Source organism: Streptomyces chilikensis (genome assembly GCF_001642695.1).
Lineage (GTDB): Bacteria > Actinomycetota > Actinomycetes > Streptomycetales > Streptomycetaceae > Streptomyces > Streptomyces chilikensis.
In genome coordinates this window covers 2,721,477-2,735,485 of sequence record NZ_LWCC02000005.1, presented here as the reverse complement: position 1 = coordinate 2,735,485, position 14,009 = coordinate 2,721,477, and the positions used below count along the sequence as shown (strand labels likewise).

13 protein-coding genes and 1 pseudogene are annotated in these 14,009 nt (G+C 76.7%); 4 read left to right on the top strand and 10 right to left on the bottom strand.

Annotated features, from left to right (window positions below):
• Positions 1–9: 9 nt before the first annotated feature.
• The 10 genes and pseudogenes from A2U95_RS12300 to A2U95_RS12260 form a co-directional block, all read right to left on the bottom strand.
• Complete coding sequence (locus A2U95_RS12300; protein WP_166022163.1) at positions 10–1,653, bottom strand: hypothetical protein; 1,644 nt, start codon at positions 1,651–1,653, stop codon at positions 10–12.
• Positions 1,650–2,528, bottom strand: coding sequence for a protein phosphatase 2C domain-containing protein (locus A2U95_RS12295; protein WP_166022162.1), 879 nt, complete (start codon positions 2,526–2,528; stop codon positions 1,650–1,652). The genes A2U95_RS12300 and A2U95_RS12295 overlap by 4 nt, the downstream gene beginning before the upstream one ends.
• Positions 2,529–3,295: 767 nt before the next feature.
• Positions 3,296–3,973 carry a vWA domain-containing protein gene (locus tag A2U95_RS12290; protein WP_166022161.1) on the bottom strand — a complete coding sequence of 226 codons (678 nt, stop codon included), beginning with the start codon at positions 3,971–3,973 and terminating at the stop codon, positions 3,296–3,298.
• A gap of 16 nt (positions 3,974–3,989) precedes the next feature.
• The gene (locus A2U95_RS32630; protein ID WP_240957293.1) at positions 3,990–4,634 is read right to left on the bottom strand and encodes a vWA domain-containing protein; all 645 of its coding nucleotides are present in this window, start codon (positions 4,632–4,634) and stop codon (positions 3,990–3,992) included.
• 106 nt (positions 4,635–4,740) lie between these two features.
• Positions 4,741–5,133 (bottom strand): annotated as a pseudogene (locus tag A2U95_RS32625) (SRPBCC family protein); the annotation flags it as partial.
• Between the two features lie 96 nt (positions 5,134–5,229).
• Complete coding sequence (galU, locus tag A2U95_RS12280; RefSeq protein ID WP_166022160.1) at positions 5,230–6,141, bottom strand: UTP--glucose-1-phosphate uridylyltransferase GalU; 912 nt, start codon at positions 6,139–6,141, stop codon at positions 5,230–5,232.
• A gap of 268 nt (positions 6,142–6,409) precedes the next feature.
• Positions 6,410–6,886, bottom strand: a complete 477-nt coding sequence (locus A2U95_RS12275) for a GNAT family N-acetyltransferase (RefSeq protein ID WP_166022159.1) — start codon at positions 6,884–6,886, stop codon at positions 6,410–6,412.
• Positions 6,886–7,746, bottom strand: coding sequence for a rod shape-determining protein (locus A2U95_RS12270; protein ID WP_166025118.1), 861 nt, complete (start codon positions 7,744–7,746; stop codon positions 6,886–6,888). Before A2U95_RS12270 ends, A2U95_RS12275 begins: the two co-directional genes overlap by 1 nt.
• A 35-nt stretch (positions 7,747–7,781) precedes the next feature.
• Positions 7,782–8,225, bottom strand: a complete 444-nt coding sequence (locus tag A2U95_RS12265) for a TraR/DksA family transcriptional regulator (protein WP_338104454.1) — start codon at positions 8,223–8,225, stop codon at positions 7,782–7,784.
• 104 nt (positions 8,226–8,329) lie between these two features.
• Complete coding sequence (locus A2U95_RS12260; protein WP_166022158.1) at positions 8,330–8,656, bottom strand: TraR/DksA family transcriptional regulator; 327 nt, start codon at positions 8,654–8,656, stop codon at positions 8,330–8,332.
• A gap of 468 nt (positions 8,657–9,124) precedes the next feature.
• Between A2U95_RS12260 and A2U95_RS12255 the strand changes: the two genes are divergently transcribed.
• The 4 genes from A2U95_RS12255 to secD all read left to right on the top strand — a co-directional run bounded on the left by A2U95_RS12255 (position 9,125) and on the right by secD (position 13,943).
• Positions 9,125–10,189, top strand: a complete 1,065-nt coding sequence (locus A2U95_RS12255; RefSeq protein ID WP_166025115.1) for a HAMP domain-containing sensor histidine kinase — start codon at positions 9,125–9,127, stop codon at positions 10,187–10,189.
• A 1-nt stretch (position 10,190) separates the two neighbouring features.
• Positions 10,191–10,907, top strand: coding sequence for a response regulator (locus A2U95_RS12250; RefSeq protein ID WP_240957292.1), 717 nt, complete (start codon positions 10,191–10,193; stop codon positions 10,905–10,907).
• Positions 10,908–11,034: 127 nt separating this feature from the next.
• Entirely contained in the window at positions 11,035–11,424 is a 390-nt protein-coding gene (locus tag A2U95_RS12245) for a hypothetical protein (protein WP_166022157.1), read from the top strand.
• Between the two features lie 68 nt (positions 11,425–11,492).
• Positions 11,493–13,943, top strand: a complete 2,451-nt coding sequence (gene secD / locus A2U95_RS12240) for a protein translocase subunit SecD (RefSeq protein WP_166022156.1) — start codon at positions 11,493–11,495, stop codon at positions 13,941–13,943.
• The last annotated feature ends 66 nt before the right edge of the window (positions 13,944–14,009 follow it).

The window sequence follows — 14,009 nt, the reverse complement described above, 5'->3', positions numbered from 1 at the left end:
CGCCCGCGGTCACAGGTCCAGCCATCCCAGGCCGGACATGGACGCCCCGTGCTCGGCGGCCAGCGGGTTCCATCCGGCCACGAAGGCCGTCTTCGCCGCGGTGGCCCGCTCGTTGGCGCTCTCCGCCTCCTTCCAGGCGCCGACCGCGGCGACGCGCTCGGGCGAGCAGGAGCCCGAGACCTCGTCGACGATCCTGACGTAGGCGAGGTCCGCGTCCTCGGAGGCATCCCAGGCGTCGCGCAGGTCGGTGGCGAGGTCGCCGGGAAGCGCGTCGAGGTCCAGCAGGGAGAGCCGGTCCAGCAGGTCGGCCCGGGTGACCGCGGCGTCCTGGAAGACGCCGCGGGCGGAGGACAGGTCGCGGCAGTCCTGCAGGAGCCGGACCGCGCCCTGGACGCTCCGGCGCCGCCCGGAGTTCTCCCGGAGCAGGGCGTCGAGCTGCTCCACCTGCTCCGCCTCGGCGGAGGAGGGTTCCTCGCCCGGGGCGTCCGTCCCCACGGCCGTCAGGCCGTCGCCGGTGGTGCCCGGGGCGCTCCGGGAGGCGTCGTCCGCGTCGTTCAGCTGGGCGAAGAGGAAGATCAGCAGGGCGATCAGTGCCAGCCACCACCCGACGCCGCTCCTCCTCGGCGCCGTGGCCGGCGTTGACGCGGGCGTCCGGGTCGGCTGGGCGGCGCGCGGGGGCGGGACGAACCCGCCCGGCTGTTGCTGCCGAGGGGGCGCCGAGGGCGACGGCGTGGACGGCGTGGACGTGGGTGTCGTGGACGTCGGGACGGGCTCGGGCCACTCGGTGGGCGCGGTCTCGGCGGCGGCGCGCAGCGGTTCCAGCCACCGCGACATCACGGGCCGGCCCGGGGGCGCCGATTCCAGGGTCGCCCGGGCCAGCTCGGCGACCTCGGGGGCGAGAGCCCGCAGCGGGGCGAGGTCGGTGCCCTTCTGGTCGCGGATGAAGAGCCGGGTCGCCAGCAGGGCGAACTTGTAGGCGTCGCCCGCGGTGGTCATGGGCTTCTCGCCCTCGGGCAGCTGCCACAGGGCCGTGTGCACGGGCGGCAGCGCCCAGGTGCTGGAGACCCCCATGGAGTCGCAGTCGATGAAGAAGCAGCGGGGGCGGTCGTCGGAGAAGGTGAACAGCAGGTTCTTGGGGGAGAGGTCGCCGATCACCACGCCGAGGCGGTGCAGCCGGAGCAGTTTCCCCGCGATGTCGGCCAGCAGGGCGAACAGCCGTCGTGGGGTGACCTCGCCCATGGCCCGGGTGACCCCGGCGGTGGCCAGGTAGGCGGGCCCGTTGAGGAGGTACTGGATGCCGGTCGTGGACCGCTCGCCCAGCAGGTCGGCGAAGAACTCGCCGGGGATCTCCCGCATCAGCAGGCCCGATACCCGGCCGTCCCTGGTCACGAGCGCGGCCGGCCAACAGCTGTTCTCGGCCAGCCAGCGGCCGTCGGCCGGGGGCAGCCCGGGAACGAAGGCGACCAGTCCCTCCAGGGCCCGCACGTCGAGGCGGGCCAGGGCGGCGGGCTGGTACTCCTTGTAGACCGTCGGCCATTCGCCGTTGATCCTCCGCCCCTCGACCGCCCACACGGTTCCCTGTCCGCCGGCGCCGAGCCGGTCGCCCAGCCGCAGGGAGTCGTGCGGCAGCCGGGGGACGCGGTACCCGCTCACGAGAGGCCTCCGGGGAGCCGGTGGCGGGGCCAGAGCGCCAGCAGCGTCCGGTCGTCGTCGAAGGTCTCCCTGGAGAAGTCGAGCAGGTCGGCGAGGACGCCGGGCCTGGCGGGAGGCTCCCGCAGGACCCGGAAGAGCTCGCCCACCGGGCCGGTGCCCCCGCCGAGCGGCACGCCGAAGCCGTCCGTGCCGACCAGGAGCGTCCCCAGCGGGGGGAGCCGGAACGACACGGGCTCCGCGGGCTGCGGGTACCAGGGGAGTGGCCGCACGTGCGAGGTCGAGATCAGCTCGTCGTCCTCCTCGCCGTCCGCGAACAGTTCCCGGAAGCGGCCGTCCTCCAGGGTCCAGGCCGAGGAGTCGCCCACGCGCACCAGCCGGCCCCGCACGCCGCCGGAGCCGTCCACCCGCGCGATGCCGGCGACCAGGGTGGTGGCGAGGTCCCTGCTCGCCGCCTGCCGGGCAGCGGCCATCTCCTCCGCGTCGTCCGGCTGCCGGCCGCCGGTGATCCGCATCACCAGCTGGAAGGCCGCCGCCGCCAGCACCCGGGTCCAGTCCGGCTCCGGGCGGCCGAGGTCCAGCTGGGCCAGCACGTCGTTGACCGCCGTCCGGCAGGCCAGGGTCGAGCCGACGTGGGAGGTGACGGCGGAGGAGACGCCGTCGGCGACGGCGAAGACCACCGTGCCGGTCGCCCGGTGCCAGGTGACGACGCCGTCGTCCTGGCGGGGGACGCCCGCGTGGCGGTGGGCGTCGCCCCGGACCGAGGCCAGCCGGACGGTGAGCCCGGCCGCCGACCAGCCGTCGCAGAAGGTGTCGGGCCGGTACGGGTCGGAGGGCGGGGGCTTGGCCTCGAACACGGCGGTGGGACGACCGGCCACGATCCGCTCCCACCGGCCGGGCCCGGACGGCTCCCACGGCTCCGCCCCGGCCGGCGGGCGGACGGGGGGAACGGCACCGGAGGGCCGGGAGGGCCCGGCACCGGACGGGGCGCCGCCCGCGGGCCCGTCCCAGGCGGGGAGCCCCTCCCGGGCGGCCGCCCCCGGCCCGCCGCTGCCGGGCAGGTCGCCGCGCGGTCCGGGCCGCCCGGGGTCCGTCCGCCGGTTGCCGGGTGCGGTGGCCCAGGGGTCCGTGGCCGGTTGGGCGGGTGGCGGTCCGTCGCTGCCGGGCAGGTGGCCGGGGCGTCCGGGGGTGCCGGGGCCGGGGCGGCCGGTCTCCGGGCCGGTGGGTCCGGGGGCCCACGGGGCTCCGGTGGCCTCGCCGGACGGTGCCGGGACGCGGCCGGGCTCCGGGGGCCCCGTCGCGGCGTCCGCCCACGCGGCGGGGTCTTCCGGCCCCGGAGGCGGGGCTCCGGTGGTGGGCGCCCCGGCCGGCGCGGGATGCCGGGCGGGGCCGAGCGCCGGGCGTTCACCGCGTGCCGGTCCGGGCAGGCCGCGTCCGGACGGCCGGCGGTCCTCCGGCGGCGTCCGCGGTTCCCGCCCGGGGGGCGGGGACGGGTGCGAGGGCGGGTGCGGGACCTGCGGGGACCGTTCCTCGGACGCCCGCCAGACGCCTTCCTCCCACGCGGCGGACCCGTCCCGCTTCCGCCCGCCGTGGGGCAGGAGTCCCAGCAGTACTCCCCACCAGCCCTGTTCGGGCGTCCCCACCCTCACACCTCGTCGATCGCCATGACGAAGCCCTCCGGCGGCGCGACCGTCAGCGTGGGCGCGCCGGCCACCATGGAGTTGCCGGACTCGACGACGCTCTTGGTCAGGCTGCTGAAGAACCCGGCGATGCAGTTGCCCAGGTCGGCGCCCGGGACCGAGACGTACGCGTAGTCCGGCCCGGTCGCCACGGCCAGCACGGTCGCGGCGTCCACGGACCCGATGCCGAACGAGACGATGTTCGGCGCGGCGGGCGTCTGCGCGCGGTCGGTGAGGCGCCGGTGCGCCTCACGCCAGTCCCCGCCGTTGTTGGGCAGGCCGTCGCTGAGGAAGAAGACGGCCGGGCGGTGCACCCGGTAGCCCTGCGCCTTCAGGGTCCTGACGTCCCGCGGTATGCGCGTGCGCAGGTCGTCGAACGCGGCCTCGTAGTTGGTGCCGCCGTACGCGGACAGCCGCGGCAGCTCGGCCTCGTCGCGCAGATCGGCGAGCGCCAGCCGCTCCGTCACCGAGTTGGCGAAGCCCAGGACCGAGAACCGGATCTTGGCCGCGGCCATCGGTTCCCGCAGCAGGGCCATGTGCAGCGACCGCATCCCCGCGTTCAGGTTGCCGACGTACTCGTCCATCGAGCCCGACTCGTCCGCCAGCAGGTACACGGGCAGCAACTGCCCCTCTGCCTCTCTCATCCCCGTTCTCCTTTCCTTACCGCTCCGCCGGCACGGGCGTCAGCCCCTCCGGACAGGCGAGTGTCAGGTCCATGCGGCCCGCGAGCATGCCCCGGACCAGATTGAGCACGGTCTGCTGCGTGAAGACCGAGAACTGCACCACCGACCGCCCGAGGTCCGCCCCGTCCACCGCGGTCACCGCCAGCTCGGGCCGCGAGGCGATCCGCCCGGCGGTCCGTTCCCGGTCCTCGCCGATCGCGCAGGCCACGACGTGGGGACGGAACTCGTGGGCCATCAGGGCGGTGTGCACCGCGGGCCATTCGGCCCCGTCCTCGGCCTGGCCGACGGAGAGGAAGAACACCACCGGCCGCACCACCCGGGAGACCTGCTGCTTCAGCCGCTCCGTCTCCTGCGGGACCAGCTCCAGCAGGCGCCGGAACACCGGCCGGTAGCGGCAGCCGGCCGAGGCCCGCAGATCCGGCATCCGGGTGGTCCACGACACCTTGGTCTGCGGCAGGACGACGTCCGCGCCGTCCGAGTAGGCGATCACCGACAGCCGGACCGCCTCCGCGATCTCGTTGCTGGTGCTGAGCGCCGTCTGCAGGGACCGGAGGGCGTTCTCGAGCTCGGTGACGCAGCCGGCGGTCGCGGCGGAGGTGTCGACGACCAGGTAGACCGGCACCACACCGGTCCGCGCGGCGGCGGAGGCGGGCGAGGCGTCCTGGCCGGCCCCGGAGGCCGGCTGCGCGGCGGGCGCGGGCGTGTCCGCGCGGCCCGGCGGCCCGGGCCGACGAGAGTTCCATGTGGGTGCCGGTGCCCGACGCGCCCCGCCGGGTGAGGGTGACCCGGGTCTCGATCCTGGGCGAGTCGGACAGCGGTTCACCGCTGTCGTCGGCGAACCCGTCGGTGAACTCCAGATGGGTCGGCGGGGCCACCGAGCCGACCCGCCACCAGCCGTGCGGCCGGTCCCCCTCCGGGCCGGTCATGTGGTAGCTGACCGTGCCGCCGGGGCTGAGGTCGAAGTCGTCCACGGTGGCGGGGTAGGACGGCGGCCCCCACCACCGCTCCAGCTTCCGCGGATCGGCCCACAGCTGCCACACCCGCTCCACGGGGGCGTCGAAATCGGCTGCCAGGGTCAGACTGAGCTGGTCGAAGTCCTCGTTGACACTGGTGACGGTCATGATTCCCAGTCCTTCGGCGCGGGACGCGGACGTGCTGCCGCTCCTCCCAGCAAAACTCCGCGCCCGCGCCCCCGCCACTCGATCACGGGCCGGACGTCAGCCGGCCGCGGCCCCGTCCATCCCGTCGCGCACGAACTCCCGCAGCCAGGCCCGGAACTCCGGCCCCAGGTCCTCGCGTTCGCTGGCGAGCCGCACGATGGCGCGCAGGTAGTCGCTCCGGTCGCCGGTGTCGTAGCGCCGGCCGCGGAAGAGCACGCCGTGCACCGGCCCGCAGACGCCCTCGTCCGCGGCCTGCGTCTGGAGGGCGTCGGTCAGCTGGATCTCGTTGCCGCGGCCCGGCTCGGTCCGCCGCAGGATGCCGAAGATGCCGGGGTCGAGCACGTACCGCCCGATGACGGCGTAGTTCGACGGCGCGGTCCCCGGCGCCGGCTTCTCGACCAGGCCGGTCACCCGGACGACGTCGCCGTCCCCGGTCGACTCCACGGCGGCGCAGCCGTAGAGGTGGCTCTGCGCGGGGTCGACCTCCAGCAGCGCGACCACGCTGCCGCCGTGCCGCGCCTGGACGTCGATCATGCGGGAGAGCAGCGGGTCGCGCGGGTCGATCAGGTCGTCGCCGAGCAGCACCGCGAACGCCTGGTCGCCGACGTGCGGGGCGGCGCAGAGCACGGCGTGGCCCAGGCCCCGCGGGTCGCCCTGGCGGACGTAGTGGATGGTGGCGAGGTCCGTGGACTCCTGCACCCGGGCGAGGCGCTCGCCGTCGCCCTTGCGCCTCAGGGCCGACTCCAGCTCGTAGTTGCGGTCGAAGTGGTCCTCCAGGGGACGCTTGTTGCGCCCCGTGATCATCAGGACGTCGTCGAGGCCCGCCGCGACGGCCTCCTCGACGACGTACTGGATCGCCGGCTTGTCGACGACCGGGAGCATCTCCTTGGGCGTCGCCTTGGTCGCCGGGAGGAACCGCGTGCCGAGACCGGCCGCGGGGATGACCGCCTTGCTGATGGTGGGACTCATCGGGTGTCCTTCGTCGTGGCCCCGGCCCGGCCGGGGGTGGGGGTGACCCCGCTTGCGAGAAGTGTCGCAGGATCACGCCGTGACGATCAGACCCCGCCCGGCCCGTCGCCCGGTTCGTCCTGGACCGCGGGGCCCGCGCTCCACGGCGGCGCCGGCCGGTGCGCCACCGGGACGGCGGCCGGCGGCACCACCTCCGAGCGGCACGGACGCCGCGGGAGGTCCCGGCGGACCGTCTCCGCGATCCCGGCCGCACGGCCGGGGGCGCCGGTCAGAGGGCCTTGGTCATGAAGACGCTGTTGGGGTCCTCGGTGTAGTCCGCGAACGGCCCGCACTCGGTGAACCCGTGCCGGGCGTACAGCCGCCGGGCCGCCGCGAAGTAGTCCTCGACGCCGGTCTCCAGGCTCAGCCGCCGGTAGCCGCCGCGCTCCGCGAGTCCGGTCAGGTGCTCCAGCACCGCGGAGGCGATCCCGCGGCCCCGGGCGGCGGCCGTGGTGCGCATCGACTTCAGCTCGCCGTGGTCCGGGCCCAGTTCCTTGAGCGCCCCGCAGCCCAGCAGGGTGCCGTCGGCGGCGCGCGCGGTCACGAAGACGATGCCGGCGCCCGCCAGCGTCCCGTGGTCCAGCGCGTGCACCGACTCCGGCGGGCTGGTCGCGTACATGTCCTGCAGGTGCTCGTCGAGCAGCGCGGCGACGTCGTCCCGCAGGGGCGAGTCGGCGGCGATCTGTATTCCGGTCCCGGTCAGCATCAGGCCATGTTCGCAGGTCCGGTGGTGCGGGGGCGGGCGGGGGCGGGCGCCTGCGGCGACGCCCAGGACCGCGCCCCGGACGCGTCGAGCGCCCCGGACGCCCCGGGTCCGCGGGTGCTCGGGTGGAGACGGGCGGACTCGAGGAGCCGGGCGGCGCCGCGCACCGCGGCGGTGTGCGGGGCGGGGACGACGTGGACGGGGGCGTGCAGCCGGCCGGTGAGCCGGTACGTGATCTCCGGCCGCAGCGCGCCGCCGCCCGCCAGCAGCACGCCCCTGGCGAGCGCGGCCGGCATCAGCGAGGCGTCGTCCTGCCGGAGCGTCGCGGCCACCATCCTGGTCACCGCGTCGACGATGCCGCCCGGCGCGGCGCCGGGGTCGCCGGTGCCCAGCGCGACCCGGCGGGCGTCGGTCACCGCGCCGTCGTCCAGCAGCACCACCTCGGTGAGGTGCGCACCGACGTCCACCACCAGCAGCGGCCGGGACAGGTCGGCCCCGGCCGCGACCGCGATCGCGCGGGCCCCCGGCACGGTCAGCACGCTCCGCGGCCGCAGCACCTCCACGACGGACCGGGCGGCCGCCCGGTAGGCCGGCAGGTCCAGCACCGGAGCGGTGAGCACCACCAGCGGGTGGGCCGTCCGCGGCAGCCGGTGCTCGAGCAGCCGCCCCAGCATCCCGGCGCAGCCGTCCGCGTCGACGATCACGCCGCGGCGGACCGGATACCGGGCGGCGCCGGGAAGACCGACGGTGGGCACGTCGAGGACCGGGCCCCGCCCGCCGACCCACACCCGGGTGCGGGCGCTGCCGAGGTCCAGGGCGACGCCCCAGGAGGCGGGGCGCGGCACCCCGGACCGGCGCCGCACCGGCTCGCCGCCGCCGCCCTCCACCTCTTCCCCGGTCACCGGTCCGCCGCCCGGTGGTCCGGTGCCGGGAGGCCCGTCGCCCGGTGTCCCGCCGCCCTGCGTCCCGCCGTCGCGGACCCCGCCACCGGGTGTCCGGCGGCCGCCGCGGGCACCGGGTCCGCCGTGGCGGGGCGGGGAGCGGCGCGCAGCCGCTGGCAGGGCGCGCAGTAGCGGGCCTGCGGCACGATCAGCAGCCGCTGCCGCTCGACCGGCAGCCCGCACCGGTGGCAGCTGCCGTACCGGCCCTCGTCCATGCGGCGCAGCGCCGCCTCGACGTCCGCGACGACCATGCGCGCCGGCGCCGGGGCGGCCGGGCGTCCGCCCGCGGACCGCTCCCGGTGGAACCGGAGCTGCTCGTCGAGACCGGCGCGCAGGCCGGCGAGGTCCTCGGGGGTCAGGTGCCGCGCGGCACGGTCACCGGCGGCGGTCGGGGAGTTCACCACTTCACCTCGGGTGGGCACGGGATCGGTCCCGGCCGTGCGCGGGCTCGCGCACGGCCGGGGGAACGGGTCCGGAGGGGACGACACGCGCACGGACGCGACGGTCAGGCGACCCGGCGGCGGCAGCCGACGCAGTGGTGGGTGTACGGCAGGATCTCCAGCCGCTCCTCGGGGATCGCCTCGCCGCACCGCAGGCACGTTCCGTAGCTGCCGTCCTCGATGCGGGCGAAGGCGTCCTCGATCTCCCTGAGGACCTTGGTGATGGCGTCCTTCTGCGTGGACATCAGGTGGTCGTCCGCCGTCTGCCCGCTGCCGGTGAGGGAGTGCAGCTGGGCCAGCCGGGTGCCGCGCTCGTGCTCGAGGCGCTGCCGGGCCTGGTGCCGGTCGTGGGGGAGCGGGCGGGGTTCGGGAGGGGCGGCGTCGAAGGCCATGGGACGTCCTTTCCAGCGGGTGCGACCGGTCGCGGCAGGCGGTCGGCACGGATGCGCGTCGTGGGAGCGGCCCGGCGGCGGCACCGCCGGGCACACGGCTCACGGCCCGCGGCGGCGGGGGCCCGACGGCAGGAGGCGCCGGGCCCCCGGCGACGGGGCCGGGTGCCTGGGTCCGGCGGCCGGGAGGGGCCGTGGACCCTCTCCACCCTGGCCGTCCGTCCGCCCGGCGGCCATCGGCCGCGCAGCCCATTTCCGCCCGTCGCCCCCACCCGCGGCATGGGTGCCGTGACCCACCCGGAATGGGCTCCGTGACCCATCGACGCCGGCCGGGGAGCCCGGCAGGCTGGAGGGCGGCCCGGCCGCCCGGCGGCCGGGCCGGGGCGCCGTCCGGGGAGCCCGCGGCGCGTGCCGGCGACCGCGATGCCCGAGAGTGGAGGGCGACGCATCGCTGAAGGAGGCGTGACCCCGGTGTCCCTGTTCTGGCGGATCTTCCTGCTCAACGCCGTGGTGCTGGGCGCGGCCACGGCGCTGCTGCTGTGGGCGCCGGTGACCGTTTCCGTGCCCGTCCTGCTGACCGAGGCCGTGATCCTGGTCGGCGGTCTGGCGGTCATGCTGGTCGCCAACGCCGCCCTGCTCCGCTGGGGCCTCGCCCCGCTGGTCCGCCTCACCCGCCGGATGACCACCGTGGACCTGCTCCGCCCCGGGCAGCGGCTGCCCGAGCACGGCACCGGTGAGGTCGCCGACGTGATCCGCACCTTCAACGCGATGCTGGACCGCCTGGAGCAGGAACGCGTCGCCAGCAGCGCCCGCGTGCTGATCGCCCAGGAGGCCGAACGCCGGCGCGTCGCCCAGGAGCTGCACGACGAGGTGGGGCAGAGCATGACGGCGATCCTGCTGTCGCTGAAACGGGCCGCGGACACCGCCGAGCCGCCGCTGCGGGACGAACTGCGGCTGATCCAGGAGGCCACCCGCAGCAGCCTGGACGAGATCCGGCGCCTGCTGCGGCGGCTGCGCCCCGGCGTCCTGGAGGACCTCGGCCTGGTCAGCGCGCTGACCGCGCTGGCCGGGGACTTCGCCACCCACACCGGTCTCGTCGTGCGCCGGGACTTCGACGCGGACCTGCCGCCGCTGCAGCCCGGGACCGAACTGGTCGTCTACCGCGTCGCCCAGGAGGGCCTGACCAACGCCGCCCGGCACGCCGACGCGGAGACCGTCACGGTGCGCCTGCGGCGGGTCCCGGACGCGGTCGAGCTGTCGGTCACCGACGACGGCCGCGGCGTGGGGCGGCTGAGCGAGGGCGCCGGCATCCGCGGCATGCGCGAACGGGCGCTGCTGGTCGGCGCCTCGCTGGAGGTGCTGCCCGCGGCGTCGGGCACGGGGACGACGGTGCGGCTGACCGTGCCGGTTCCGTCCACGGCGCCCGCCCCGGCCGCGGGCACCCCGCCGGGAGGCGCCCCGGCCGCCGGCGCCCCGCCCGCGCCGCCGGGACCCGAGCCGTCCGATGCCGCCCCACCCGACGCCCAGGACACCTGAGATGCAGCACGACGACCCCGTCACCCCCTTCGCCCCCGAGCCCGCCGACGCCCCCGCGACGCCCGGCGTCCGGCCGACCCGCATCCTGCTCGCCGACGACCACGCCCTGGTGCGGCGCGGCGTGCGGCTGATCCTGGACCAGGAACCGGACCTGGAGGTGGTCGCCGAGGCCGGCGACGGGGCGGAGGCCGTGGAGAGGGCCCGCTCCCAGGAGGTGGACCTGGCCGTGCTGGACATCGCGATGCCGCGCATGACCGGTCTCCAGGCCGCCCGTGAACTGGCCGCGCTCCGGCCGGACCTGCGGATCCTGATGCTCACCATGCACGACAACGAGCAGTACTTCTTCCAGGCCCTCAAGGCCGGGGCCTCGGGGTACGTGCTGAAGTCCGTCGCCGACCGCGACCTGGTCGCCGCCTGCCGGGCCGCGATCCGCGACGAGCCCTTCCTCTACCCCGGTGCGGTGACCGCGCTGATCCGCCACTACCTGGACCGCGTCCGGCAGGGGGAGGAGGCGCCGGGGCAGATCCTCACGCCCCGGGAGGAAGAGGTCCTCAAGCTGGTGGCCGAGGGGCACTCCTCGAAGGAGATCGCCGAGATGCTGTTCATCAGCGTCAAGACGGTGCAGCGGCACCGCGCCAACCTGCTGAGCAAGCTCGGCCTGCGCGACCGGCTCGAACTCACCCGGTACGCCATCCGGGCCGGACTCGTCGAACCCTGACCGCCCGGGGCTCCGGCACCACTCCCGGGCCGGAGCCCCGGGCCCCCGCCCCCGCCGCGCGGGCCGCCGAGGTCCGGCCCGCGCCGGCCGCCGAGGACCCGGAACGTCCGGAGAGGAGGACCACCGCATGGACCCGCGCCCCCGCCGCCGTGCGACCGCGTTCCTCCTGCCGGCCGTCCTCCTGCTGACGCTGCTCACCGCCCTCGCCCCCGGCGGTCCGCACCCGGCCCCGGTCCTCGCCGGGGTGGGGACGCCGGCGACCGGGTCCGGCGCCGTCCACGGCACGGTCCCGCACGCCGGTGACCCGTGCGCCGCCGCGTGCCTCACCCCCGCGGCGATCCGCCACCAGTTCCCGGGCGACCACCCGTCGTCCCCGGGCCACCCGGCCGTCCCGCCCACCGGGACGGTCCTGGCCCCGCCCGCCGCGGCCCGCGAGACCGTCCGGTCCGCCTCCCGTCCCCCCGCCCCCGGCGAAGCCCTTCCGCACCGCGGACGGTCGCCCCCCTCCGGCGTTTGACCGTCCCAGCCCTCCCTTCCCCTTCACCTTCACCGATGTGCCGCGGCCGCGCCGGCCGCCGCCGTGGCATGCCCTGCCGGAGGCCCCCGTTGTCCGACACGTCCCGCTCCACCCGCGTGAGGGCGTTGATCGCCCTGGCCGTGGTCGCCCTGTCCGTCTTCGTCACCCTCACCGTGCCGGTCCGTCTCGGGCTCGACCTGCGCGGCGGCACGCAGATCGTGCTCGAGACCCGCTCCCCCTCCTCCGCCACCCCCGGCGCCGGCCGCGAGGCCACCGACCGCACCCTGGAGGTGCTGCGCGGGCGCGTCGACGCGCTCGGCGTGGCCGAACCGACCCTGCAGCGCTCCGGGGACCGGCGGATCATCGTCGAACTGCCCGGCGTCCAGGACCCCGAGGAGGCGGCCGAGGTGCTGGGCCGCACCGCCCAGCTCACCTTCCACCCGGTCCTCGCGGTCGAGGACCCGGGCGCCCCGAAGGACCCGGCCCCGAAGGACCCGGCCCCGGGCGAACCGGCCCCGGACGAGGCCGCCCCGGGCGACCCCGGACGCGGCGAGCGCGTCCTGGCCGGGGAGTCCGGCGAGAACCTCCGCGTCGGTCCCGCCGCCCTGACGGGCGGCGACGTGGAGGGCGCCGACGCCCGCCACGACGCGCAGACCGGCGCCGGCTGGCACGTCACGGTCGACTTCGACCGCGCCGGGAGCGACCGCTGGGCCCGGCTCACCGGTGAGGCGGCCTGCGCCGCCCCCGGCGATCCCGCGCGCCGCGTCGCCATCGTCCTCGACGACCGGGTCATCTCCTCCCCGCAGGTCGACCCCTCCGTCGCCTGCGGCGACGGCATCACCGGCGGCGCCACCCAGATCACCGGCGCCTTCGACGACGCCGAGGCCCGCGAACTGGCGCTGCTGATCAGCGGCGGCGCGCTCCCCGTCCCCGTGGAGACCGTCGAGCAGCACACCGTCGGCCCCACCCTGGGCGCCCGCGCGATCGAGGCCAGTGCCTGGGCCGCGGTCATCGGCACCGCGCTGACCGCGCTGTTCATCGTCCGCGCCTACCGGCTCCTGGGCGTCCTGGCCGTCGTGGCGCTGCTCTGCTACGGCGTGATCTCCTACGCCGCGCTGGCCGTGCTCGGCGCCACCCTCACCCTGCCCGGCCTGGCCGGCTTCGTGCTCGCCATCGGCATGGCGGTGGACGCCAACGTCCTCGTCTTCGAACGCGCCCGCGAGGAGCACACCGCCCGCCTGCGGCCCAGCGCGCGGTCCGCCCTGACGGCCGGGTTCCGCAACGCCTTCAGCGCGATCGCCGACTCCAACGTGACGACGCTGATCGCCGCCGTCCTGCTCTTCCTGCTGGCCTCCGGACCGGTGCGCGGCTTCGGCGTCACCCTCGGCATCGGCGTGCTCGCCTCCATGATCAGCGCCCTGGTGGTCACCCGCGTCCTCGCCGAGTTCGCCGTCTCCCGCCGCTGGGTGCGCCGCCGTCCGGCCGTCACCGGCATCGCCACCGCCGGCCGGGTCCGCACGGCCCTCACCCGCCGCGACCCCCACCTGATGCGCCGCCCGCGCCGGTGGCTCGCCGCCTCCGCGGCCGTGCTGGTCCTGGCCGGTTCCGGTGTCGCGGTCCGCGGCGTCGACCTCGGCATCGACTTCACCGGCGGGCGGCTCCTGCAGTACGCCACGACGCACCCGGTCGACCCGGAGCGCGCCCGGGACGCCCTCGCCGACGCCGGCTTCCCGAAGGCCGTCGTCCAGTCCTCCGGCGACGACGGCCTGACGGTGCGCACCGGGCAACTGACCGACACCGAGGCCGACGCCGTCACCCGCGTCCTCTCCGCCCTCGACGCCGGGGACGCGGAGGGCGGAAAGGGCGGCGCGGGCGAGGAGGCCGGCGCGGGCGGCGTGGAGAAGGTCCGCGACGAGCTGATCGGCCCCAGCCTCGGCGAGGAACTGAGCCGCAACGCCCTGATCGCCCTGGCGGTCGCCCTCGGGGCGCAGCTCCTCTACCTCGCCGTCCGCTTCCGCCGCCTGTTCGGCGCGGCCGCGGTCGGCGCCCTGGCGCACGACGTGGTCGTCCTGGTCGGCGTCTTCGCCTGGCTCGGCAAGCCGGTCGACGGCATCTTCCTCGCCGCGCTGCTCACCGTCATCGGCTACTCGGTCAACGACTCCGTGGTGGTCTTCGACCGCGTCCGCGAACTGCTGCGCGGCGGCGGCACGGGGCAGGCGGGGGCGGCGCGGCCGCTGCCGGACCTGGTGAACACGGCGGTCCTGCAGACCCTGCCCCGCACCGTCAACACGGGCCTGGGCGCCGTCCTCGTCCTCACCGCCCTGGCCGTCCTCGGCGGCGACACGCTCACCGACTTCGCCCTCGCCGCCCTGATCGGCGTCGTGGTCGGCACGTACTCGTCCGTGTTCGTGGCCGCGCCGCTCGCGCTGGAGCTGAGCCCCGGCAGGGCCACCGCCGCCACCCCCCGGGCCCGCCGCCGCACCCCGCGGCGGACGGCGGCGCAGACCGGGGCACGGTGAGGCGGGGCGGCCCGGCCGGGGGAGGCGCGACCTCCCCCGCCCGGGCCGCCGGACCACGCCCGAGCC

What these genes read in the sequence shown, in the direction of transcription:
- A2U95_RS12290 (WP_166022161.1), bottom strand. Translation starts at nt 3,973, where the DNA reads ATGAGAGAGGCAGAGGGGCAGTTGCTGCCCGTGTACCTGCTGGCGGAC.
- galU (WP_166022160.1), bottom strand. Translation starts at nt 6,141, where the DNA reads ATGAGTCCCACCATCAGCAAGGCGGTCATCCCCGCGGCCGGTCTCGGC.
- A2U95_RS12275 (WP_166022159.1), bottom strand. Translation starts at nt 6,886, where the DNA reads ATGCTGACCGGGACCGGAATACAGATCGCCGCCGACTCGCCCCTGCGG.
- A2U95_RS12260 (WP_166022158.1), bottom strand. Translation starts at nt 8,656, where the DNA reads ATGGCCTTCGACGCCGCCCCTCCCGAACCCCGCCCGCTCCCCCACGAC.
- A2U95_RS12250 (WP_240957292.1), top strand. Translation starts at nt 10,191, where the DNA reads ATGCAGCACGACGACCCCGTCACCCCCTTCGCCCCCGAGCCCGCCGAC.
- A2U95_RS12245 (WP_166022157.1), top strand. Translation starts at nt 11,035, where the DNA reads ATGGACCCGCGCCCCCGCCGCCGTGCGACCGCGTTCCTCCTGCCGGCC.
- secD (WP_166022156.1), top strand. Translation starts at nt 11,493, where the DNA reads ATGCCCTGCCGGAGGCCCCCGTTGTCCGACACGTCCCGCTCCACCCGC.